Origin of the sequence: Olleya sediminilitoris (genome assembly GCF_016785945.1) — a bacterium.
GTDB classification, from domain to species: domain Bacteria; phylum Bacteroidota; class Bacteroidia; order Flavobacteriales; family Flavobacteriaceae; genus Olleya; species Olleya sediminilitoris.
Map to the genome: position 1 here is coordinate 297,692 of NZ_JAEMEF010000002.1, position 23,427 is coordinate 321,118.

The window sequence follows — 23,427 nt, forward strand, 5'->3', positions numbered from 1 at the left end:
CTGAGAATCGCGTATTTGAAAATTTTAATACAATTATCCAGAATATTAAAAATATAAAAAAGCCAATTTGAAATTAATCAAATTGGCTTTTCCTTTATTACTATTTTAAAACATTAATTAGAAATCACTTGTTTTACAATTTTACCATTATTGGTTGTTAAGCTAATAAATAGCATTTGATTTTCTGTTCCTGTTAAATCTACTTTAATTACATAATCTTGTGATGCTTTAGTTTTTAAATTATCTATTTGTTTTATTAAAGTTCCTCTAACGTCAAAAATTTCAATCTTAACAGAAGTATCATAAGGTGTAGAATATTTAAGATTTAAAATACCTTTAAATGGTACAGGATATATATCTAAATTAATAACTGCAATTCTTGTTGGTGTTCCATTACTACAAATATCTCCAATACCATCTTGATTACTATCTAATTGATCTGGATTGTAATAATAAACACAATTATCTACACAATCTGCAACTCCATCTTGGTCTGTGTCTTCAAAACCTTCGTCAATAAGTCCGTCATTATCATTGTCAATTCCGTCGCAAACTTCCTCAATAGTGTCTTCTTCACAAACATCTCCAATACCATTATTGTTTTCATCTTCTTGATTTGGATTAGCTATTAAAGGACAATTATCTACGCAATCTGCAACTCCATCTTGGTCTGTATCTTCAAAACCTTCGTCAATAAGTCCGTCATTATCATTGTCAATTCCGTCACATACTTCTTCAATAGTGTCTTCTTCACAAACATCTCCAATACCATTATTGTTTTCATCTTCTTGATTTGGATTAGCTATTAAAGGACAATTATCTACGCAATCTGCAACGCCATCTTGGTCTGTGTCTTCAAAACCTTCGTCAATAAGTCCATCATTATCATTGTCAATTCCGTCACATACTTCTTCATTAGTGTCTTCTTCACAAACATCTCCAATACCATTATTGTTTTCATCTTCTTGATTTGGATTAGCTATTAAAGGACAATTATCTACGCAATCTGCAACTCCATCTTGGTCTGTATCTTCAAATCCTTCGTCAATAATACCGTCATTATCATTGTCAATTCCGTCGCATACTTCTTCAGTTGGATCTGGGTCTTCTAAATCTATAATTGCATCAAAAGGGTAGGAGTGGATTTCTCCTGAGTTTTGTAATAATACCTCTGCAATTATTTGTCCGTCAATATTTGAGTTGCTTTGGTTGTAAAAATTTGCATTAGGAGCATAAATTGTACCATATATTTGTGCACCTCCTGTGTAATCTATTGTAGTACTAACATTTGGAAAGTTATATAATATAGAAGAAGCATACTCCAATGGGCTTCCAACAACATTTGGCCAGCTATTAATAGTTACCACTTCAGAGTCAATACTACTATCCGTAATATTTATAATAAAAGGAGTTGTTACAGAAGGTGTAATATCTATGAATTTAATTTCGCTTAATTGATTAAATTCATTAACCGTAAGATTTATAACATTGGTTTGATTGGCTGTTAAATTAACCCATAATTTACCGGAATTAAGTTCATTTTCATTCCATGTAACATTAGTTGCTTGGGCTTCTAAAATATCCGAAATAGAAGTGAATTGATTAAATGCACCTGTAAAATCTATTTGTGGGTTATCAGAAATAGACGCTGTCTCTTGGTTGGTTGATAATTCAATTTTTGGATTACTATTAAAAGTCCCATCTAAATACGTAATTCTTGTATTTATAGGTGTGTTATTATTATCAACATCAAAAATACTACTTGTAGATAAATCACCTATTTTAATATAATTATTATCTAAAATGTGTAATTGTCCAGACACATAATTAACTTGTTGATTAACAACCAAAGCTGTAGGTTGTGCATCATTATTAAAATAGTTTACACCTCCAAAAATATTAAAACTACCATCTATGGTAAAGCTTCCACCTACAGCCCATGAGCCTTCAGATTCTGTTCCCATAGCAATAGCATCTCCAGAAGTAAAGACAGTAAAGTTATTAGCTGCTTCAGTAGGATTGAGGGGTTCATTTTGTGCTATTAGTGTAGCACTAACACTTGAAAAGACTAAGCCCAATGTAAAAAAATTGTGCTTTAATCTACTAAATTGTAATTTTTTTGTTTTCATTTAATGGTTGATTTGGAATTATTTATAGTTTATTTTTTAAGTTAAATTTACTAAAATTTTAAAGCTTCTAATTGTAAAATAGTATCAGTCCAACCTTTATCCTTTAAAAGTTGAATTGCTATTTTGCTACGTACTCCCGATTTACAATACACAATTAAGTCTTTATTTGTATTAATTTCATTGAGTCTATTGGGTAATTCTCCTAATGGAATATGTTGTCCACCTATATGATGAATAGCCCTTTCATTAGCTTCTCTAACATCCAATAAATTATATTTTTCAGGATTTTGATTTAATTGTTTTATTGTGATACTTTGAAAATCTTCCTCAACTAAACCACAACTTAAATCATAATTTGAATCTAAAGTTTTAATAGCTATAGCTGCATTCTTTTTAAAATCTAACAGTAATTGTGTCATTGTAAGCGCATTAAAATTGAGTAACTTACCTGATAAAATGTTTCCAATATTGCAGATTATTTTTATAACTTCGTTAGCTTGAAAGCTACCAATTATACTAGGTAAAACACCTAAAACACCAATTTGAGAACAATTAGGAACAGTGTTTGGATTTGGTGCTGTTGGATACAAACACCTGTAAGTTGGTCCGTTTTGATAATTAAATACTGAAACTTGACCTTCAAATTTAAAAATAGAACCAAATACAACAGGTTTATTAGTTAAAACTGCTGCATCATTAACCAAGTAACGCGTAGGAAAATTATCACTACCGTCGACTATGATGTCGTACTTAGAAAATAAATTCATCACATTTTTTGATGTTAACTTTTCTATATACGTTTGAAAGGTTACAAATGGATTTAATTTTGATAATTTTTTTATAGATATTTCTGCTTTAAATTTGCCAATATCATCATGTGTGTATAATATCTGACGTTGCAAATTACTTTGATCAATAGTATCATGATCGATAATACCAATAGTACCAACACCTGCAGCTGTAAGATATTGTAAAATAGGACACCCTAAACCTCCAGCGCCAACAACCAAGACTTTGGCTTGTTTTAATTTTAATTGTCCTTTTATTCCAATTTCATCTAAAATAAGATGACGATCATATTGTTTTTGTTCTTGATTTGATAGTGTCATTATTCCCAATTATTTGACCAGTCTTTCCAAACGACTTCCAGTCCTTTATTTTTTAACATTTCAGCAATTGCTTCAGTAGATCTTTCATCAGATATTTCAAACTGTTCTAGGGATTGAGGATCTACAGCATAACCACCAGGATTTGTCTTTGATTCTGCACTAATAGAGGTAATTCCTAAATTGACAATATTATTTCTAAATATTTCGCTTTCTCGAGTAGAAATAGATAGTTCTACGTCTTCATCTAACAGCCTAAAAGCACAGATTAATTGTACTAAATCTGGATCTGTCATTTCTACTTTAGGTTCTAATCCACCAGAATGTGGTCTTAATCTTGGAAATGAAATAGAATATTTTGTTTTCCAATATGTTTTTTGCAGATATCTTAAATGTAAGGCTGTAAAAAAGCTATCAGCACGCCAATCCTCTAAACCAAATAAAGCACCTAATCCTATTTTGTGAATTCCTGCTTTGCCAAGTCTATCTGGTGTATCTAATCTAAAGTCAAAATTAGATTTTTTACCCTTAGGATGGTGTTTTTTATACTCGTCTCTATGATATGTTTCTTGATATACTAAAACAGCGTATAAACCATTATCAATTAGTTGTTCATATTCTTCTTGATGTAGTGGTTGAACCTCGATAGTGATATTAGCAAAATGTGATCGTATTAATTGTATGGCATTGCTTATATAGCTAACGCCAACAGTTTTATTAGCTTCACCAGTGACTAACAATATATGATCATACCCTTTAGATTTAATATACTCAACCTCTTTTAAAATTTCAGTATTAGTTAGGGTACGTCTCGCAATTTTATTAGTCATACTAAAACCACAGTAGGTACAAATATTTTGACACTCATTACTTAAATACATTGGGGAATACATTTGAATGGTATTACCAAAGCGTTTTTTAGTTAATTGCTGACTTAGCTGCGCCATTTGCTCTAAAAAGGGTTTAGCTGCAGGAGATATTAAGGCTTTAAAATCTTCTAGATCTCGCTTAGTTTTGTGTAACGCATGTAAAACATCGGTTTCGGTTTTATCAAAAATGCTTTTTAGAGTTGTATCCCAATCATAAGTATCAAATATGTCTTTAAAATGACTCATAACGATTAATTTAAAAAACTAGTTAATGGACTGCTAGCTTCAGCTTTTTTATTTATTACAGGAGCTAGTTTGGCTTCATAAGCTATTCTACCAGCTTGTACTGCTAGTTTAAAGGCTTCAGCCATTTGTACTGGATTAGGAGACACTGCAATTGCTGTATTTACTAAGACAGCATCTGCACCAAGTTCCATAGCAAAAGCTGCATGTGATGGAGCACCAATACCAGCATCTACTATTACAGGCACATTGCTTTGATCAATTATAATCTCTAAAAACTCTTGTGTTTTTAATCCTTTATTACTGCCAATTGGTGCGCCTAAGGGCATTACACACTGTACACCAACGTCTTCTAATCTTTTACACAATACAGGATCTGCATGTATGTAAGGCATTACAATAAAGCCTTGCTTAACTAACGTTTCAGCAGCTTTTAAAGTTTCGATAGGATCTGGTAATAAGTATTTTGGATCTGGATGAATTTCTAATTTAATCCAATTTGTTTCTAATGCTTCTCTGGATAATTGAGCTGCGAAAACTGCTTCGTTAGCATCACGGACACCAGAAGTGTTTGGTAATAAATTTATTTTAGAATGATTTAAATGTGTTAAGATATCATCGTTATTATCGGTAACATCCACTCGTTTTAAAGCAACAGTTACTAACTCGCTTTCTGAAGTTAATAACGCCTCTTTCATTAATTGAGACGAACTAAATTTACCTGTTCCTGTAAATAATCTTGAATTAAATATTTTATCTGCTATTTGTAACATTTTGTATATTTTTTTTGGTGTTAAAGTGCATTACTATAAGCACTGTTAATTAACTCATTAAGTTTAGGTATAGCATTAAAATCTTTGGTAATCTGACCAGATACAGCAATACCATATACACCTGTTTTAATTATCTCTGAAACATCTTTAAGTACAATACCACCAATTGCTACAATTGGTGTTTTAGTTTGTAATTGTTTGATTATAGTCTCATAACCTTGACGTCCTAAAATGGGGCTAAGTTTGGTTTTAGTTTTAGTAAACCTATAAGGTCCTAATCCAATATAGTCTACGTTTTTATTTATTAATGTTTGACAGTCTTCAAGTGTGTTGGCAGTACCACCAATAATTTGCCATGATGCTAAAGCTGCCTTAGCAATCAACGGACAAGTGTCTGACTTTCCTAAATGTACTCCATCTGCTTTAACTTGTGCAGCAATTTTATAATGGTCATTAATAATTAAACTCACATTATGTTTAGAGGTTATCTCTCTAGCTAGTTTTGCAGTCTCTAATACAACGTCTTCACTTACGTTTTTTAATCGTAATTGTACTAGTTCAATTCCGGAAACACAGGCTTTTTGAATATGCTCTAAATGTTGTGTTGGTGTGGCACCTTGAGATATATAATGAAGTTTTGATAACATATTTATTGTGATTGATTATAGGATTGTTTTAACGTTATAAAGCTGTTTACAGGATCTTTAGTATTCCATATTGCACCTAATATACCAATCCCTTTATACCCTAATTGTAGTGTCTTTGAGATGTTTTTAGAGTTAATGCCACCCATTCCAATAATATACTTATCTATATGATTAACATCAAACCCTTGACCTTGATAGCCTTGTTTAGAGATAGAATTAAAAATTGGACTTAATAAATGATAATCAAACTCAAACTCACAATCTGCTAACACCTCTGGATCATGAAAGGACGAACTAATTGTTTTACCAAACATATTTAGAGGTTTAAAATACTGACCAGGATTATCGATATGATCTATTCTTTTTTGTTCTTGAAAATGAATTCCTTTAAGGTTATACTCATTAATTAATTTATGATGATCATGTACTACAATTTTATTGTGATATTTAATATCTATTTGATTTAAATACTCAACATGTTGTTGGTAGCTTTTTAATGGCTTTCTTAGATGAAAACACTCTAATCCGTTGTGGAATAGTTTGTTTAATAGTCCTATTTCGTTTAAAACATCTTCTTCTGGAGCAATAAGTACGATCATATTTTTTGAGTTAAGGATTGTAATGGAAATCCTTTTGCTTTTTCTGCAAAAGATTGTATTGGAAAGCCTGCCCACGCCTTAAGCGTGGGAACTCCCTTAAACTATTAAAGATACACTTCTGATCCTTTATCTTTGAATTCTTTTGACTTTTCTTCCATCCCTTTTTGGATGACTTCATTATCTACAATATCATTTTCTTTAGCAAAATCTCTGACTTCTTGAGAGATTTTCATAGAACAGAATTTAGGACCACACATAGAGCAGAAGTGGGCTATTTTGGCACCAGCTGCAGGTAAGGTTTCGTCATGATACTCTCTAGCACGTTCAGGATCTAATCCTAAATTAAACTGATCTTCCCATCTAAATTCAAATCTAGCCATACTTAAAGCGTTATCACGATGTTGAGATCCTGGATGTCCTTTTGCTAAATCGGCAGCATGAGCAGCTAATTTATAGGTTACCACACCAACACGTACATCTTCTTTATTAGGTAAACCTAGATGCTCTTTAGGCGTTACGTAGCACAACATAGCACAACCGTACCAACCAATCATTGCTGCACCAATACCAGAAGTAATATGGTCGTAACCAGGTGCGATATCTGTTGTTAGAGGTCCTAAGGTATAAAAAGGAGCCTCGTCACAAACGTCAATTTGCTTTTCCATGTTTTCTTTAATCATGTGCATTGGTACGTGTCCAGGCCCTTCAATAAAGCATTGTACTTCGTGTTTTCTAGCTATCTTGGTTAGTTCTCCTAATGTTTCTAATTCTGCAAACTGAGCTTCGTCATTAGCATCTGCAACGGATCCTGGTCTTAATCCGTCACCCAAAGAAAAGGCAACATCATATTGTTTTAAAATCTCGCAAATGTCTTCAAAGTGAGTGTATAAAAAACTTTCTTTATGATGCGCTAAACACCATTTAGCCATTATAGAACCACCACGAGATACAATACCAGTAACTCGTTTTGCGGTCATTGGAACGTAGCGCAATAAAACACCAGCATGAATGGTAAAATAATCCACACCTTGTTCCGCTTGCTCAATTAAGGTGTCTTTAAAAATCTCCCATGTTAAATCTTCAGCCACACCATTTACTTTCTCTAGAGCTTGATAAATAGGCACTGTACCAACAGGGACAGGTGAGTTACGTATGATCCACTCTCGGGTTTCATGGATATTTTCTCCTGTGGATAAGTCCATGATATTATCTGCTCCCCAACGACAAGCCCAAACTGCTTTTTCTACTTCCTCTTCAATAGATGATGTTACCGCAGAATTACCAATATTAGCATTGATTTTAACTAGAAAGTTACGTCCTAAAATCATAGGTTCAGCTTCCGGATGATTGATATTAGATGGGATTACCGCACGACCTCTAGCGACTTCTGAACGTACAAACTCTGGTGTAATTTTATCAGGTATTGAAGCCCCAAAGTGTTCGCCTTTATGTTGTTTTCTAATTTGGGTCATTTCATCAATACGCTGGTTTTCACGTATGGCAATGTATTCCATTTCAGGAGTGATTATCCCTTGTTTGGCATAATGTAATTGCGTTACGTTTTGACCTTTTTTAGCACGTAAAGGCTTTTTTAATAGCTTAAAACGCATATGATCTAAGCTTTTATCGTTTAAACGCTCATTACAATAGGTAGACGAGTAGTTGTCTAACTGCTCTACATTATCACGATCCATGATCCATTGTTCACGAATACGCTCTATACCACTATGGATGTCTATTTGTTTGTCAGGATCTGTATAAGGCCCTGAGGTATCATAAACCGTTACAGGTTGGTTAGGTATTTTCTTTTTAGTCATGGAATCCACGGTATCACTTAACTCAATTTCGCGCATAGCGACTTTAATTTGAGGGTGAATTTTACCATTAACATAAATCTTTTTAGAATTAGGAAATGGCTGTCTTGTAATTCCGCCTTGTTTAGGTGCAGTATCTTTGTTTTTCATTGTTTAAGGGTTGATTATTTGTGGTGTTTAATAGTATTGAAGTCAGTCATAAATAGCATTATCCGCCTTGAGTTGCTTTAATAATTAGTATTGAATCTCCGTTATTAGGAGTAGTTGCAGACCAATCTGATTTAGTAATAATGTTTTGATTGACAGCAACAGCAATACCGTTAACCGAAATATCTAATTGCTTAATTATTTGGTCTAATGTAATTTGAGACTCAAATTGGTAGGATGTGTTATTTACTTTTATGTCTATCATATTAATTCCTGTTTTTGAAGCCTAACCAGCTTCAATATTGTGTATTAATGATGTAAACTAAAAAGGGGTAGTACTATGTGAGAATCACAAATAGAGGAAGTGTACAGTTTTAAAAACTGTTAACTTTTCCCTACGTTGGTATTAACCAAATCAGGTTCTAAGGATTTTTCTCAAACTAATTTAATAGCTACTCCTAAAGTTTACTGTAACAAATTTAATGAATTGAATTTGTAAATACTTCTAAATAGAATAAATTTTAAATGTTTTTTTAATTCTTTCTATACTAAACGCTTGTAAATTATAGCATTTGATGTTTCTAATTAAAACCCCTAATACATTATCAAAATTGCATTATTTTTGTATTTGAATTACTAAGCATAAATACTAAGATTTGTTAAAACACCAAGACCAATTACCACAAGTCCCATTATTAGACACCGATTATTTTATTTATTGTTTGGAAGCAGTAGACGATGTAGATGTAGAGGCAGTTACTGAAGTACAAAAACAACTAGACCAATTAACATTACAATATGGTGTTGCTAGTATTTATAATACCTGTGATAGCATAGAAGGATTAGAGTCTAGCTTAGGTACATTAGTTTTAGATGATCATAATTTTAAAAACTACGAAGTTATTTACTTGGTTATTGAAGGCGAAGCCAATAGTATTTGTTTGAATGATTACTATTATAATTTGCAAGAAATAGCTGAACTTTTTGAAGGACGCTTAGAAGGTAAGATTCTACATTTTTCTAATGTAAAAGTCCTTGATTTAGATGCTGAAGAAGCCCAATACTTTTTAGATATTACTGGTGCAAAAGGACTATCTGGTTATGGTTGTGCACAGCCTAATATTAGTAGCTATACACTAGATATGGCTTTTTTTAACCTGTTTAAAGACGATGATGATATGTTTGCAGTAGTGGAGGAGCTACATCAAAAACACTATAAAGCCTGTAAACTGCTTGATTTTAGATTATATTATTAAAGATAGCAAGTATCACAAGTCCCTTGAATTAGTAATTGTGACACTTTAATTTTACGATTAGGTATTTCTGGAAGCTTAACACTTTCTGACAAGCAGTCTACTTTTCCGCAATTTAGGCACTGAAAATGAGGATGCAAATCGTTATGTTCTGATGCCGAACATCCTTTACATTTAGCATACCATTTTAATCCGTCTTTACCTAAAAACGAATGTAATACACCATCCTCTTCCAATTTATCTAATACACGATAAATAGTGGTTTTATTAAATGACGTTTGAAATTGCTTAATTAAGTTTTTAGCAGAAATAGCTACAGCTCTTTTATTAAACTCATTTAATAAAACTTCTACCGTTTTTGTCTTTCTTATCACTCCCATAACACAAATATACTGCAACGTTGTTGCATTAACAAATAATAGTTTTACATTTGCAACTTAGTTGTATTAACAAGATTATAAATGATAGTATTAAAACAGAAATCAGATTTATTAGGAACCTATGCTAGCACCTTATGTTTAATACATTGCCTAGCAACGCCATTACTATTTATAGCGCAATCCTGTACAGTAACATGCTGCGAGGCTACACCAGTGTGGTGGAAAAGTATAGATTATCTGTTTTTAGTAATATCCTGTCTTGCTATCTATTGGTCTACAACAGCAACATCCTTAAAATGGATTAAAAATGCTTTGTGGTTAAGTTGGTGTGCTTTAGCCTTTGTTATTATAAATGAAAAAGTAGCACTGTTACCTTTACCAGAAGCCAGCATCTATATTCCTGCAATAGCGTTAATTGGATTGCATCTGTACAACCGTAACTACTGTAAATGTAACACAGCTACTTGTTGCACCAAGTCTATATCAAATTAAAAGTCCCTTTTGTTGAAGCTTTTGTACACTACATTTAAACCTTGTAAGTATAGTCTTTGTTAAGTATTCTGATTTAACATTGTATCGAGATATTATATCATTCGTTTAAAATCTTTACAATTATTGCATATAAAATTACTAATAGCTGTAATTTTTATTAATGTACTTATTTTTTTACAAAACACTATTAAAACGTTTTGAATCCATCCTATTTAAACTATATTTATCCCTACTAAAATCAATATTAAATCAATTACAATGAAAAAAACCGCATTAAAAAAGTATTACTTAATGGTCTTATTACTAGCCTTATTTGTTAGTTGTAAGGACAAAACATCATCTACCACGTCTACAGACACAGAGACTAGTAGTGATGCAACAAGTGGTAATGATTTAGACGTAAATACCTCGAGTTTTTCAGAAGATGATAACTCTTTAATATGCTTATGGCCAAAAGTTGGTTTACGCGATATCGCTGGTAGAAAAGGAGCTAAGTACCTTGAAACTATTTATTTTGGAGAAACTGTAAAGTTTTTAGGCGAAAAAGAAACAGCAAGTGATAATAAAGACTATTTAAAGATTGAATTATCTGACGGTCAAGTAGGATGGGTCTATGAGTATTTATTCTCTGAAAACGGTAAATTAGCCGTACTTAAAAATCCTTTAGCTATTTACAAGCGACCAGATGTTATGGAGTTTATGGGTAATAAGTTTACTAGAGGAAACATTGTTGTTGTTTTAAACGAAGACAAAGGAGAATGGAAAAAAGTAGTAGGCTTAAAAAAGGATACAGAAGGTTGGGTTAATAAAACGAGTGACTTTATATATGATGACTTAGATATTAAATTAGCCATCTTATATAACCGAGCAATTAACGAAGAAACTAGTGCTAAGCAACAACAAAAACTTAAGTTAATTGTTGACAATCCTGCGTTTCAGCAATCTGGTTTAATAGATATAGTACAAAATGCATTATACGATGATGAAGAAGGGTATGAAGAAGACTATGAAGATGATTTTTCTGAATTAGATGCGTCTATTAGTTCTGATCAATTATACATTACAACAGAGGTTTTAAACGTAAGAAGCTCTCCAGACTCTGAAGCTGACAACGTTGTGTTTCAGTTAGAAAAAGGAAACGTTTGTAATATTATAGAAAAGGGACTTTATGAAACGTTAAGAGGCAATAGTAGTAACTGGTATAAAATTGATTATAATGGTAACGAAGGTTGGGTCTTTGGTTACTTTACTTCAAAAAACTAAACTGTTACAACACTTATTTAATAATAAAAAAACCTTCGTTAGTAACGAAGGTTTTTTGGTTTCTAGCTCTTTTTACATCTGCTTTACATTATAATACATCGTAAAAGAAATAGATTTCTTTCTCTTCATGAGCTGCTACATCATTACCTGTATGTAGTCGTCTATTAACACTTAAAGTTAACTTATAAGTACACCTTCCAAGGTCATTAGGTGTGTTATTAATCTGTAATGCTACATTATGATTTGAATTGACATCATCGTCAGTATTACCTTCAAGCGAAAGAAAATGGTCGGTTAGTGTTTTTGTAAAAGTCCTTCCGTTGTTGATTAATTTCATTTTTACATTTAGAAGCAAAGGATGGTATACGGTATATAAAGCATTAATTATTCCGCTAATAGGTGCACAATCCCCAAGATCCATTAGTTTATCTATATTCATTTTAAGAAAAGTACTATTGTTATTTATGACCACACTGTTTAATGTTTTACCAGAACCAGGTAGTCTATTAAATTGCTCAGCTTCTTTATTAATAACTTCTCTAATTTCGAATTTTATAGCGAACTTTTTAATCTCTAATTTACTAGTTTCAGGAAACGCATTACCTACATCAACACTATCTATTGGTACATTATCTTGATTGGTTAATTTGGCTGTATTTACTTTTATTAAGGTATCTGAATCGATAAAAAAGTAATCGTTTATATCACCTAAAGCATTATCGGATACTGTTCTTGCAATAGCCGAGTTTATATCAAACCAACCCTCTGCATCAAAATCATCAAGATTACTTTCTACATCATAGGTATAAAAAGGCGCTACTTTTTGTTGTAGTACTGCCACTTTAGACTTGACAAATAATCCCTCTGTAACTCCAACAATTATATCAAACAGGTCATCGTCAGGTGCAGCTTCATTATTAGGTGTTGTCACCGAACTCAATTTAAATCTGTATTCAATTGGATTGTTATTGATTGTTGGAGCTGCCTGTCCAGTAAGTTCAATACTTTTAGTTAAACCATATTTATTGGTTCCAGCATAACCATTAACATCAAAATCGGTTGATCCAGAACCAAATACCGCATTAAACGCAGTACCAATACCAGTCCAAGCACTAGGAAATACTTCCGTTTGGTCAGGCGTTGTCACAATTACTTTAGTACAAAGTGACACACAAAGACAATATGAGACGTTGTTACGTCTGTTTTCTGAAGTTTCATCAATGTACTTTATATCTCCTAAAAAGGCTTTAAAATACACATCAGGTCCACTTTTAAGAGTAATAGGTAGACCAACTTCAGTTTCGACATTAATCCAAGGGGATAAAAAAGTCTTTTTAAAATCGTTTGATGTATAATCTATTCTAAAATAGCCATCTGTGTTAGTTGTTGTCGTACCCAACAGGTCATTGTTTAACAAATCGGCATCTAAAGCCTGTACTGTTGCATTGGCGATTGGATTACCTGAGGTACAATTACGTAAATAGCCACTAATAACCCAAGCATCAAAATAAAAGCCTCTAATATAACACCATAGTTTTTGAGAGATACCATAATTATAGCTAAAGCTACTGTTTTGATTAGTATCATAAGTCCATTCTGGTTGGATTGTGGTGATATGGCAATGAACCGGTTTGTCTTTAGGTTTTAAATCTGGTAGGTTAGGTAAGGTGTGGCATATAAAATCTAGGTCAAACGCAGTCTCTACGTATTTTTCATTTATTTCAAATTGATACGCTCCATTTTGATCTGTAGTAGTTTTTGCAATTAGTAGTTTTTCTCTTTGTTGGGCTTCCTGCTCTGTTACAATATGAAATGTGTCCTTTGCATTTGTATTGTTTAAAGCTTCTAATTGTGATTTGTGCAATGGTAGATACAATCTAACCTCTACGTTAGCTAGATTTTCGCTACTCTCTTGGCATAGCATACCGTACAGTGTTCCTTTAATAAGATGTTTCATGATGTGTTGTTTTATTTTGGTTTAACACTTATTAATGGTTTGTTTTTAAAATGGTTAACATTTTTAAGAGGCTTTGTTAATGGATCAAGACCTGTGTTAGTTTTACAACACTAGATTAACGACGGAGTATACGCTTGTACTTAAAGCGTCTTTATGTTAATCTATTTTTATATTGACCTGTTGTACATAAGCTAAGGCGTTAGGTATTATATGTAAGACAAAACAAGCATTTTACACTTTTTGGTTAACTCTGGTGCATTACCATGAACTATCTATGGCTTTACTATGGAGTATCTATGAAGTATCCATGAAGTATCTATGGAGTAAGGGTTAGACTTCCTTTAGGCTGAAATATACATTTTAACATACTTTAGCATTTGGGTGTGTACTAATTACTTTAATTGTTTCGTTATTAGATTATTACCACTTTCCACACAACATTTCCACAATAAACCAAACGCATATCAATAGGCCTATTGATGATTATCGATTCTTTTAGGAGAAAAGAATTGACATTGTTTAACTAGAGTTAATACGCTATAAAAAAGCTTAAAAACAAGTTATAGCGTTGGCTCATAATATTTTAGAAATTATGGCAAAACAGAAAGGTTTTATTAAGTTAAAAGGAAGTCTAGGAGGACTTACATTTTACAACAACAACGGAAAGGATTTAATTAGAACAACAGGAGGCGTGGATAAAAACAGGATAAAAAATGATCCTGCCTTTAAACGCACACGTGAAAACATGAGTGAGTTTGGAGCCTCTGCACGAATTGGTAAATCTTTAAGAATGGGATTTTCTAACATTATAAAAAGTATGAGCGATACCAGCATTGTTGGTCGCATTACAGGACTTATGAAAAAGATAAATTCTGTTGGCTCTGGATTAAGAGGTCAGCGTGCTTTTGAAATGTTACCCAATAAAGCGTTATTAGAGGGTTTTGAGTTTAACAAAACGTCGCCTTTAGATGCTATATTTTATGCACCAAATACAGCCCCAACATTGGATGCTAATAGAAGTGTTGCTAGTTGGGTGGTTCCTGATTTTAATGTCTCTAATTATATGAATGCACCCGAAGGTGCGACCCATTTTAAATTTGTAATGGTTAGTACTGTTTTAAGCGATTATAGCTTTAACACCCCTTTAGGGAAGTATGAGGCCACAGATGAATTAGAAAATGAAACTAATGGCATTGCCTATAGTAACGAAATACCTATATCAGGCATGGTAGGCGCAGATACAAGTCTAAGTGTAGATTTAGGCTTTGCAGCAGCCTTACCAGCAACAGTAGCAGTTATTAATGCTGTTGGTGTAATATTTTACCAACAAATCAACAGTTTGTTATATGAACTTGCCAGTTATAATGCTATGAAAATAGCTAGTATTGGTTAGCGTCAGTAACAACAGATTTAACAACATAAGGTTTGTGGAAACCTTTGTGTGAGAAAAGCAATCTTAAGGTATTAAGGTTGCTTTTTTTGTTTTAAAATACCTAATGATTTGTAATAATAAAATAGAATACACTAAACTCTTTTTTTTAAATTGTCTCACTATTTCAAGATTAGTTAATGCTAAATTTTAAACAAAAATATTTAGTGTTTGGTTTATCATAACTCAAATTGACCTTTTGTATAGAAACTTTTTTTTGACTCATAAAAAAGATTATATTTATACATTAGTACTTTAAATCATCATAAATTAATTAACAAAAAAAGCTATGCCGGGACCCGCAGCAACAATAGGGAGCATGCATACATGCCCAATGTGTAACACAGGAGGAAGCCCACACGTAGGAGGACCTGTAACTGGTCCAGGTGTGCCTACCGTACTAATTGGAGGTAAACCTGCAGCTGTAATGGGAGATATGTGTACCTGTTCTGGACCACCAGATATTATTGTAAAAGGCGAGGCTACTGTATTAATTGGTGGTAAACCTGCAGTAACCATAGGAAGTAATACTGCACATGGAGGATTAGTGACTGTAGGTGAAACCACAGTGTTAATTGGTACAGGAAGCTCAGGAGTAAGTACTGTAATGCCTATTAAAAAAATTCCTTTTCCAAAAATCTCTGCAACTTTAAAAGTCATGGCCTCTTTAAAAGGAAATAGCGATCAGTTAAATGAAGCGATTGCTAACCAAGAACAAATTCGTAATGAAGCAGAAAATAATGAAGGTGAACCTAGGGTTTATAATTTAAAATGGGTAAAAGAAGACAAAAGAGTTTACGAATCTAAAGTTTTAAAAGAGATTACTTTAAGAGCTTCAGTATTAAATATTCCCGATGGGGAAAGTGTAACATTTACTCTTAAAAAACCTGTTGAAACCATAGAAGAAAACGAAGATAATACTACAGATGAAAATACCAGCTCATCTAATACTGAAGAATACGAAGATTATGTCACTTTAACTGGCACTGTAAAAGACAAAATGGTAGAAGTAGTTTGGGAAATTGAAGATCCAAATCAAAATGAAGAAGCATCGTAAAATTAAAACATAATCAATGGGTAATAGAAAAGAAGACGTATTAAATACTTATACTTTTGAATGCAGTTATGGTGATATTATTACAGATGAAAAACCAATTGTAAAAGTAAGAGAACCTGGTATTTATTTACATTTTTTACGTTATGGTTTGTTTGACAGAAATGCAACAGAGGACTCACATGAAGTAAGTTTTAATGAAAAAACTAGTACAAATGAAACCGTTGCAGCAGAGTCTGTAAAAGTTGAACCGCAACAATTAATCAAACTAAAAGATAACAATCTAGAACGATTTTCTATAAAAATAGATAATACTAGAACAGCATCTAGAGATCACCAAACAACAATTGATAGACTAAACGAAAAAGAAATTACTTTAAATGAGATAACAACTTATGGTATCGTAGACTTACCACATTTAGAAAATTTTTATACACATCCGACGTCACTTAATGCAGGTTATATTTATTTATTAAACGAGGAAGATCCAGATGATTATTATGAATTGTTAATCCACCCTGATGGCTGGATGCAGCATATAGATTGGGAATACAGTAAAAATATAGGAGATGATGGAGAAGTTTTAGATATACGAATACCTGATAAAAACGATAAAATAAAAGCCAAAAGAATTACACCTGAACATATTGGAAAAAAGTTATGGGTAGCCTACTCTCCTGTACAATGGTCCAAAGATTATCATACTAAAATGAATTCTGATAAAGAATTACGTAAAAAACGTATGCGATTGATAGACTGTGTCCCACTTAAAAAGAAGGCTACTAAACCTGTAACCAATGATGACGATAGCCAGCATAAAATACAACCGATATCTTATAAAGAAACAGAAGCTGTTTATATCAATAATAAAGATCCAAGAGCAACGGTATTGCATCAAACGATGCAAGATATTGATGCTTTTGAACAAAATGATGACAAAGAAGGAGATAACGAAAATTATGAAGAATTATTTTTTGTAATACACGATCCGCTTGGTTGTGCCGAAGATATTAGTGAAGTTGTAGCTGAAAAAACAATACAGTTTAAAGCTTTAGTAGATTCTGTTCAGTCTGGAGAAAGTATTGAAGATGCCAAAGAAAGAATTTCTAGTGGAAATTTAGAAGTGCCAAGACCCAAAAAAAATAACGGAGAAATAGATGTAGAGTGTGAACAACTTTTTACCCTAGCTTTAACTTGTTATCAATTGGTTTATAACGACAACAAATCTATCCTAAAGTATGATGGTGGTGCACCAGGTTGGTTTAACCCAGGTGGTAGACATTCATTAGACCCGAGACCTATGTTTACTACTTACACAAGTCGTGAATACGGAATGCAAGTTGTTAAAAATACTGCTTTAATAGGTTACGAAGGGGTAGATTATGCTAAACTAAAAGGTATTTTAGGTATAGACCAACGTAACAATGCTAGAACCGAGTTGTTAAGTTACCGAGAAGACCTAGGTAAAATGGTAAGTTGTGATTATTTAAAAAAATACTTAGATAACTATTTAGACAATCATCCTGAACGTATTCTAGAAGGAAGAAATGTGTTATTAGAAACTATAGATCCATTAAGTTTCCATCCCTATAAATTTGATCAACATTTACAACTACATAAAGATATAGTAGCAGAAGATAAATGGGTAAATTGGGTATATAAAGTGACGGATGATATCTCACAAGAAGATACTAGTTCTGAAACTGTAACTAGTGAATCTAAACAGTATGCTGGTTTAGACCCTATAGTTGCACTACTAGGTACTGCATTAAATATTGACAAACTATTAACTACAAAAGAAAGCTTGAGTAAAAAAGCTGTAGGTGTCTATAAAAAAATATTGCAATATAAAGGCGGGCAAGCAGCTAATTATAAAGTTATAAATGGTGTACTATTAGAAAGCATTGAAGACAAACAGAAATTTATAGTAAGCAAACTTAATAAAGTTACCTTTTACAATACTAAAATGTTTGAAATTGTAGATGGAGATATTTGGATGACCTTAGAAAAACATGGAGTAATTTTAGACCCCGAATATGTAAAGTTAGGACGCTATAAAGGTAAGCGAGAAGATATTTTACGTATACTACAAGAAAGCCATGGTAAAGAAGGTTTTACCTATAGAACAGTTAAAAAAGCTAATGGCACTAGCGAAGTACAAATTAATGCTAGAGTTGCTAGAGATTTATCAGATGATGCGGTAGCTCAAAAAAATTATAATATTAGTAAAATAGTAAATGGACGTGCTTTTAATGGTGTTTTTGCACTATTAGAAATAAATAATTTCTCAATGGCGATTATTAAAGTTACTAAAGAGGAGAGTACACTAGAGGACGATCTTAAAGCATTTGGATCAGCCGTAGTATTAACAAGTTCATTTGTAAGTCTAAGAAAGGCACATTTGGTTCATATAGGTATTGATCCATCTGCTAAATTTTTGAAAAATGCTACTAGATTGAGTATTGTTGGCGGGGCTATTAGTGTAGGTTGGTGTTTTTATGATGCATTTAAACTTTTAGACAAACGTGATATGGATTCTGGTTTAGCTATGGTTGGTGCAGCAGTCGCTTTTGGTATTTCTACTATGGCTGGGGCTGGTATTATATTTGCCGCTACAGGTCCTGTAGGGTGGATCGCCGCACTAATTGGGGTTGGTTTTGTAATCGTATCATCTTTATTAACCGACACTCCTTTAGAAGAATATTTTAAGAACTTTTTGTTGTCCGATAGGGAAGCTTTTTACAGTTATAGTTCTCCGGTACATTATAGTAAAAGAATTTTAGCCAATCGTAGTATCTTAACCAATGATGATTTTCATGACACGCTTAAGAATCCATTAGACGCACAGGCGAAATTGTTTGACCATATTATGTGTAAACAAATTGGTTTTACACCCATTAATCCTGAAACTACTTCTTTTACAACCATGCCTGCACCTGGAACCTATGCAATTCCAACTGTGGTAAAAACAGAAAAAGCGTATCGTTTTCAAGCAAAAATGGTATTTAGTCGTTTTTTTAACAATAAAGATCAAGTAGAGGCACATGCCTTTTTTTATGCACAAGGTGTAGACGATGGAAATCCTGTCCCAATGGCTGTTAGTAACACAGAGAAGATTTACGACGAGCAAGGTGGTGCAGCTTTACAGGTAATTTTTACCATACCAGTAGCATCAAGAAATCTAATAAGGCAACAGTCTGAAATAGTTTTTGCCGTCCGTTTACATATAGATGAAGAGCATAGTGTTCATTTTCCATACCCTGTGGGTGGAGAAGAACGTTATTTAGGTGCTAAACTAAGAGTACAATCCTTAAGTGCAGGATTATATCAAACCAGTTTAAAACAAGATGAAGACGTGGTAGTAGGTACGTTAGCTAATTTAAAGACTGATAAACCATGGTAAAAGATTTTACAAGGAGTATAACACATTCGTTTAAACATTATAGTAGTTATAATAGAAAAGTAAATAATAAAAAAGGTAATCTTAGCGCTATTGTAGAGAAGAAGATTTATTCTAAAGATATTTTAAAATATGAAAAAGGTCTTTTATCAAAAGTATCTAAAAATAGGTATGTTGATGATAATTTTATATGGCAAAAGTATGATAAGTGGGGAACGACTTTTATAGCAGGTGGTGTATCACTAGGATTCTTGCTAATAATTTTAAGACACGCTTTTAAGGAAGGATTTAGCAACAGTTATGTTTTTTTTATTTTAATTTTTTCTATCATTATTTTATTTTTTGTTATTTATAGTTTTACACAGCCAAAAAAAGAGCAAATATTAAACCGTAGAGATGGATTGATTACGATGACAGGTTTTTTTTGGCAGAAAAATATTACAATGCGTTTTGATGATGTAATATTTGTTTTCTCGTCTGGTGGAGAAGACGTTGTAGGTGGATATCAATTGATGGTATTAAGACCCACTATAGGAGCCGATATATTTGAGCTTACTGGTAATTGTTATACAACAATGTCTTTTATTACTTGGTATATGGATAAAAATAGACCTTTACCACCAGGAGAAGCTTTTGATCGTTTTCGAGAACAAGACTTTGAACGCCGTAAAGCTGAAGGTTTTCCAAAGCCTTTATACCCGAGTAAAATAAAAACCCCAGAGGCAACCAAAGCTCAGCAAGCAGAACGTAAACGCATTGGTGGATGGTAAAGTATTTTGAGTTATAATTATGGGTTATTTACTTTTTATAAATATTGATGCTATATATAGCTTTAAATTTCTTTATCTTTTGGACACTAAACTAAGAGTACAATTCTAAAAGGTAGGATCATATAAAGCCTGTTTAAAACAAGGTGAAGACGTGGTGGTAGATACTTTAACCAATTTAAAAACAGATGAACCATGGTAAAAGATTTTACAAGGCCTATTACGCATTGGAGTTACAAAAATCCTGATAAACTAAAGAAATATTACCATCGCGTAGAGAAGAAAATATATGTAAAGCCAAGAAATTCAGTTGATTCTAAATATCACTGGTTTTTAAACTATTATATGGATAATAATTTTATTCATTATCCTACAAAAGGCACTTTTGGTCCAGTATTATATGCTTTAGTTTCATTTGCTTTTTTTTTAGTTTTTGTATGGCCTTCAGATGAAAAGTTAAAGGGGACAGATTATTTTTTTATGATTCTAACACTTATATTAACCTTATTTTTTTTAATTTATTTATTTACAAAACCTAAAAAAGAACAAATATTGAATCGTAGAGATGGTCTGATTACTATGACAGGTTTCTTTTGGCAAAAAAATATTACTATGACATTTGAAACTTGTGAATTTGCTTATAGTACAGGAGGTGAGGATGGTATGGGTGCTTTTTTATTAGAAATTATTAGACCAAATAATTGGCAAACTTTTGATCCTTTTGGTTATGGAGGTGCTGAGTGCTATGAAAGTATGAGTTTTACCACTTGGTATATGGATAAAAATAGACCTTTACCACCAGGAGAAGCTTTTGATCGTTTTCGAGAACAAGATTTTGAACGCAGAAAAGCAGAAGGCTTTCCTAAGCCTCTATACCCAAGTAAAATAAAAACACCAGAAGCAACCAAATCACAACAAGCAGAACGCAAGAGAATCGGAGGGTGGTAAAGTATTTTGGATTATAATTATGGGTTAATTACATGTTGCATCACGCTATCTTGATGCCACTCATACTATCCTAAGTTCAATTTTACACTTTCTTTTATATCACTTTCATTCTTATTCCATAAAGCAATTTTAATTGCTATGCTTACTAGTTTCTATTAATCTACTCTAGCCTTTTTAATAAAACACCTATTTCTACCTAAACTAAAAATAGGGTATTTATACGCTGTTTTATATTTTACTTATATTCTACATTTGACTTAACCAACTATAAATCAAGTAATAAAAAACTGACTTATTGTTGTTTACTTGGATTGTTTTTACTTATTAAAAACAATCTATTAAAGACCGTTAACCCCTTATTTGTACTAAACTAACACTATTATGACCAAAGCAGAATTGAACAGCCCTAATTTTACTTCTATTATAGCTGAACCCGTTTGGGACCAAGAGATTGAATACTTTTTTGATGAACAGGATTATAATTGTATGATGCATGCCGATGGAGAGCAGCAACAATCCAGAACTATAGACCTTAAAAGCTATACTGAGGTTAGTGCCTTGAGTGCTAAAATATATTATTATGTGTATTATAAATTTATGCCGATGGGTAAAACCAAATGGAATAACGATAAATTATTTTCTTTTAGGAATTGGCTTACTCATGGTTGTCCTAAGAATACAGAAGATTTAGAGACTTTTAAAACCAAGCAAGCTGCTATTTTAGAAGATACTAGTTTACGCCAAAGAAAAAACGTTAATACTTTAACAGCGCAGGAGCAAGAAACTTTAATTACAGCCTTTAAGGGTATTATGGATTTGCCTAAGGATGATCCTAATAGTTTTTATACTTTGGGAGGTCTGCATTGGTATCCTGGTGTGACTTATTGCGAGCATCATATCCATCCGTTTTTAGCTTGGCATAGAGCTTATATCCTTCAGTTTGAAAACGCTTTACGCACTATACCAGGTTGTGAGGCTGTGACGCTTCCGTATTGGGATATTTCTGACGATACTTATCCAGAGTTATTTTCTAAAGCTCCGTTTATTGCTTCAGATCCTAAAGTTTCTGGATCGACCTCTTCTTACCAACTTCCGCAAGACTTTTTAGAGGCTTACCCATTTGAAGTTACTAATGGGTCTTTAAAAGCCGATGGTAGTATTATCCGTAATTCTGCTGCCATTTACAATACCCTAAAATGGAAGTATTTTAGAGATGCTACACATGATCCGACCAATACTAACAAGATGTTTTTGGATAAAATCATACAATTACCAACATGGAATGCTTTTAATGGATTAGATAAAACAGGACAATTTGTGTCTGGATCTGAGACCTTAATGCATGCACATGATATGGTGCATGATATTAACGGAGCGACTACTGCTAACCAAGATGTTACTGGTTTTGAACCTGTGTTTTGGTTATTTCATGCCAATTGGGATCGCTTAATGTGGCGTTGGCAAAAACTACACCATACAACCAATGTTGCTGATTTTAAAAAGAATGTGCAAGCTTGTGGTGATAGTACCGATTGGATTGATGGTATTGGATTAAATAATATGGATCCGTTTACAACGTCTTTAGGGCTTACTGTAGACCAAACCATTGATTTAAATGCTATGGGTATTAATTATGTTGAGCCAGCTTTACCATTGACCGAACCTGAAGACTATATTGCAGAGGAGTTGTCTTTACAACGTGTCTCTAATAAAGGACAATCTAAATCCAATGCTTTTACGCTAAGTGAATTGTCCTATGTATCGCTTAGGGTTAAGGATGTGAATCGTTTGAAAATACCTGGTTCATTTACAGTGTCTTTGTATTTGGATGGCGCTTTGCAGCAAACCCGTTTCTTTTTACAAGCTACTAATCCTGGTAATTGTGAAAACTGTGTGAAACAAGCCTTAGTGAGTTTTGATTTTGTTTTTAAACATGAACAACTATTACAGGCAAAAGGTAAAGTAAAAGTTGAAATACAACTCTCTAATGGTCAAACGGATGGGCAACGACCTGTTATTCCGTTTCGTACTATAGGGCAGCCTACTATTAATATACGTCTGGTACATTAATCACCTGTTATTTAGAGCTTAATTATATGCCAAAGGATTAGCATACACATGACATGATTATATCCTTTTTAAACTGAAACCTAAATC

At 32.7% G+C, this 23,427-nt stretch carries 19 protein-coding genes and 1 riboswitch; of the genes, 9 read left to right on the forward strand and 10 right to left on the reverse strand.

Going from position 1 to position 23,427, the window contains the following annotated elements; genetic code table 11:
- Positions 1-113: 113 nt before the first annotated feature.
- From JAO71_RS03670 to thiS, 8 genes are all read right to left on the reverse strand, one after another.
- Positions 114-2,129, reverse strand: a complete 2,016-nt coding sequence (locus JAO71_RS03670; protein ID WP_202998940.1) for a collagen-binding domain-containing protein — start codon at positions 2,127-2,129, stop codon at positions 114-116.
- Positions 2,130-2,179: 50 nt separating this feature from the next.
- Positions 2,180-3,238 carry a molybdopterin-synthase adenylyltransferase MoeB gene (gene moeB / locus JAO71_RS03675; RefSeq protein WP_202998942.1) on the reverse strand — a complete coding sequence of 353 codons (1,059 nt, stop codon included), beginning with the start codon at positions 3,236-3,238 and terminating at the stop codon, positions 2,180-2,182.
- Complete coding sequence (gene thiH / locus JAO71_RS03680; RefSeq protein ID WP_116822837.1) at positions 3,238-4,350, reverse strand: 2-iminoacetate synthase ThiH; 1,113 nt, start codon at positions 4,348-4,350, stop codon at positions 3,238-3,240. Before thiH ends, moeB begins: the two co-directional genes overlap by 1 nt.
- 5 nt (positions 4,351-4,355) lie before the next feature.
- Positions 4,356-5,120 (reverse strand): thiazole synthase, encoded by a 765-nt coding sequence (locus tag JAO71_RS03685; RefSeq protein WP_028608065.1) that lies wholly within the window; start codon positions 5,118-5,120, stop codon positions 4,356-4,358.
- 20 nt (positions 5,121-5,140) lie between these two features.
- Positions 5,141-5,767: a thiamine phosphate synthase gene (gene thiE, locus JAO71_RS03690; RefSeq protein WP_202998949.1), complete on the reverse strand. Its 627-nt coding sequence runs from the start codon at positions 5,765-5,767 to the stop codon at positions 5,141-5,143.
- Positions 5,768-5,769: 2 nt separating this feature from the next.
- On the reverse strand, positions 5,770-6,366 hold the full coding sequence (locus JAO71_RS03695; RefSeq protein WP_202998951.1) for a thiamine phosphate synthase: 597 nt from the start codon (positions 6,364-6,366) through the stop codon (positions 5,770-5,772).
- Between the two features lie 104 nt (positions 6,367-6,470).
- Positions 6,471-8,330, reverse strand: a complete 1,860-nt coding sequence (thiC, locus tag JAO71_RS03700; RefSeq protein WP_202998953.1) for a phosphomethylpyrimidine synthase ThiC — start codon at positions 8,328-8,330, stop codon at positions 6,471-6,473.
- 58 nt (positions 8,331-8,388) lie between these two features.
- Positions 8,389-8,592 (reverse strand): sulfur carrier protein ThiS, encoded by a 204-nt coding sequence (gene thiS, locus JAO71_RS03705; protein ID WP_028289994.1) that lies wholly within the window; start codon positions 8,590-8,592, stop codon positions 8,389-8,391.
- Between the two features lie 110 nt (positions 8,593-8,702).
- Positions 8,703-8,797: riboswitch (TPP riboswitch) on the reverse strand.
- Positions 8,798-8,983: 186 nt separating this feature from the next.
- Between thiS and JAO71_RS03710 the strand changes: the two genes are divergently transcribed.
- Entirely contained in the window at positions 8,984-9,583 is a 600-nt protein-coding gene (locus JAO71_RS03710; RefSeq protein WP_202998955.1) for a DUF6642 family protein, read from the forward strand.
- On the opposite strand, the gene JAO71_RS03715 is transcribed toward JAO71_RS03710, so the two are convergent.
- Positions 9,580-9,960: a Fur family transcriptional regulator gene (locus JAO71_RS03715; protein ID WP_028289996.1), complete on the reverse strand. Its 381-nt coding sequence runs from the start codon at positions 9,958-9,960 to the stop codon at positions 9,580-9,582. The two genes, JAO71_RS03710 and JAO71_RS03715, sit on opposite strands and share 4 nt — an antisense overlap.
- 81 nt (positions 9,961-10,041) lie before the next feature.
- Here JAO71_RS03715 and JAO71_RS03720 point away from each other — a divergent pair, with 81 nt between their 5' ends.
- On the forward strand, positions 10,042-10,452 hold the full coding sequence (locus JAO71_RS03720; RefSeq protein ID WP_082396018.1) for a MerC domain-containing protein: 411 nt from the start codon (positions 10,042-10,044) through the stop codon (positions 10,450-10,452).
- Positions 10,453-10,710: 258 nt separating this feature from the next.
- Complete coding sequence (locus JAO71_RS03725) at positions 10,711-11,715, forward strand: SH3 domain-containing protein (protein WP_202998957.1); 1,005 nt, start codon at positions 10,711-10,713, stop codon at positions 11,713-11,715.
- 88 nt (positions 11,716-11,803) lie between these two features.
- Here JAO71_RS03725 and JAO71_RS03730 read toward each other — a convergent pair whose 3' ends face one another.
- Entirely contained in the window at positions 11,804-13,672 is a 1,869-nt protein-coding gene (locus tag JAO71_RS03730; protein ID WP_202998959.1) for a carboxypeptidase-like regulatory domain-containing protein, read from the reverse strand.
- A gap of 592 nt (positions 13,673-14,264) precedes the next feature.
- On the opposite strand from JAO71_RS03730, the gene JAO71_RS03735 reads away from it, so the two are divergent.
- From JAO71_RS03735 to JAO71_RS03760, 6 genes are all read left to right on the forward strand, one after another.
- On the forward strand, positions 14,265-15,065 hold the full coding sequence (locus JAO71_RS03735; protein ID WP_054851083.1) for a hypothetical protein: 801 nt from the start codon (positions 14,265-14,267) through the stop codon (positions 15,063-15,065).
- 325 nt (positions 15,066-15,390) lie between these two features.
- Positions 15,391-16,158: a PAAR domain-containing protein gene (locus tag JAO71_RS15935; protein WP_202998961.1), complete on the forward strand. Its 768-nt coding sequence runs from the start codon at positions 15,391-15,393 to the stop codon at positions 16,156-16,158.
- A 16-nt stretch (positions 16,159-16,174) separates the two neighbouring features.
- Positions 16,175-19,558: a toxin VasX gene (locus JAO71_RS03745; RefSeq protein WP_202998963.1), complete on the forward strand. Its 3,384-nt coding sequence runs from the start codon at positions 16,175-16,177 to the stop codon at positions 19,556-19,558.
- A complete protein-coding gene (locus tag JAO71_RS03750; RefSeq protein ID WP_202998965.1) occupies positions 19,552-20,325 on the forward strand; it encodes a hypothetical protein in 774 nt (257 codons plus the stop codon). Before JAO71_RS03745 ends, JAO71_RS03750 begins: the two co-directional genes overlap by 7 nt.
- Positions 20,326-20,517: 192 nt before the next feature.
- Complete coding sequence (locus tag JAO71_RS03755) at positions 20,518-21,270, forward strand: hypothetical protein (protein ID WP_202998967.1); 753 nt, start codon at positions 20,518-20,520, stop codon at positions 21,268-21,270.
- Between the two features lie 381 nt (positions 21,271-21,651).
- Complete coding sequence (locus tag JAO71_RS03760) at positions 21,652-23,340, forward strand: tyrosinase family protein (RefSeq protein WP_202998969.1); 1,689 nt, start codon at positions 21,652-21,654, stop codon at positions 23,338-23,340.
- Positions 23,341-23,427: the final 87 nt, after the last annotated feature.

Bases quoted from the DNA above. Each gene is read 5' to 3' on its own strand.
- thiE (WP_202998949.1), bottom strand. From the start codon at position 5,767: ATGTTATCAAAACTTCATTATATATCTCAAGGTGCCACACCAACACAA.
- JAO71_RS03750 (WP_202998965.1), top strand. From the start codon at position 19,552: ATGGTAAAAGATTTTACAAGGAGTATAACACATTCGTTTAAACATTAT.
- thiC (WP_202998953.1), bottom strand. From the start codon at position 8,330: ATGAAAAACAAAGATACTGCACCTAAACAAGGCGGAATTACAAGACAG.
- JAO71_RS03730 (WP_202998959.1), bottom strand. From the start codon at position 13,672: ATGAAACATCTTATTAAAGGAACACTGTACGGTATGCTATGCCAAGAG.
- moeB (WP_202998942.1), bottom strand. From the start codon at position 3,238: ATGACACTATCAAATCAAGAACAAAAACAATATGATCGTCATCTTATT.
- JAO71_RS03735 (WP_054851083.1), top strand. From the start codon at position 14,265: ATGGCAAAACAGAAAGGTTTTATTAAGTTAAAAGGAAGTCTAGGAGGA.
- thiS (WP_028289994.1), bottom strand. From the start codon at position 8,592: ATGATAGACATAAAAGTAAATAACACATCCTACCAATTTGAGTCTCAA.
- thiH (WP_116822837.1), bottom strand. From the start codon at position 4,350: ATGAGTCATTTTAAAGACATATTTGATACTTATGATTGGGATACAACT.
- JAO71_RS03725 (WP_202998957.1), top strand. From the start codon at position 10,711: ATGAAAAAAACCGCATTAAAAAAGTATTACTTAATGGTCTTATTACTA.
- JAO71_RS03745 (WP_202998963.1), top strand. From the start codon at position 16,175: ATGGGTAATAGAAAAGAAGACGTATTAAATACTTATACTTTTGAATGC.
- JAO71_RS03685 (WP_028608065.1), bottom strand. From the start codon at position 5,120: ATGTTACAAATAGCAGATAAAATATTTAATTCAAGATTATTTACAGGA.
- JAO71_RS15935 (WP_202998961.1), top strand. From the start codon at position 15,391: ATGCCGGGACCCGCAGCAACAATAGGGAGCATGCATACATGCCCAATG.
- JAO71_RS03695 (WP_202998951.1), bottom strand. From the start codon at position 6,366: ATGATCGTACTTATTGCTCCAGAAGAAGATGTTTTAAACGAAATAGGA.
- JAO71_RS03755 (WP_202998967.1), top strand. From the start codon at position 20,518: ATGGTAAAAGATTTTACAAGGCCTATTACGCATTGGAGTTACAAAAAT.
- JAO71_RS03715 (WP_028289996.1), bottom strand. From the start codon at position 9,960: ATGGGAGTGATAAGAAAGACAAAAACGGTAGAAGTTTTATTAAATGAG.
- JAO71_RS03760 (WP_202998969.1), top strand. From the start codon at position 21,652: ATGACCAAAGCAGAATTGAACAGCCCTAATTTTACTTCTATTATAGCT.
- JAO71_RS03720 (WP_082396018.1), top strand. From the start codon at position 10,042: ATGATAGTATTAAAACAGAAATCAGATTTATTAGGAACCTATGCTAGC.
- JAO71_RS03670 (WP_202998940.1), bottom strand. From the start codon at position 2,129: ATGAAAACAAAAAAATTACAATTTAGTAGATTAAAGCACAATTTTTTT.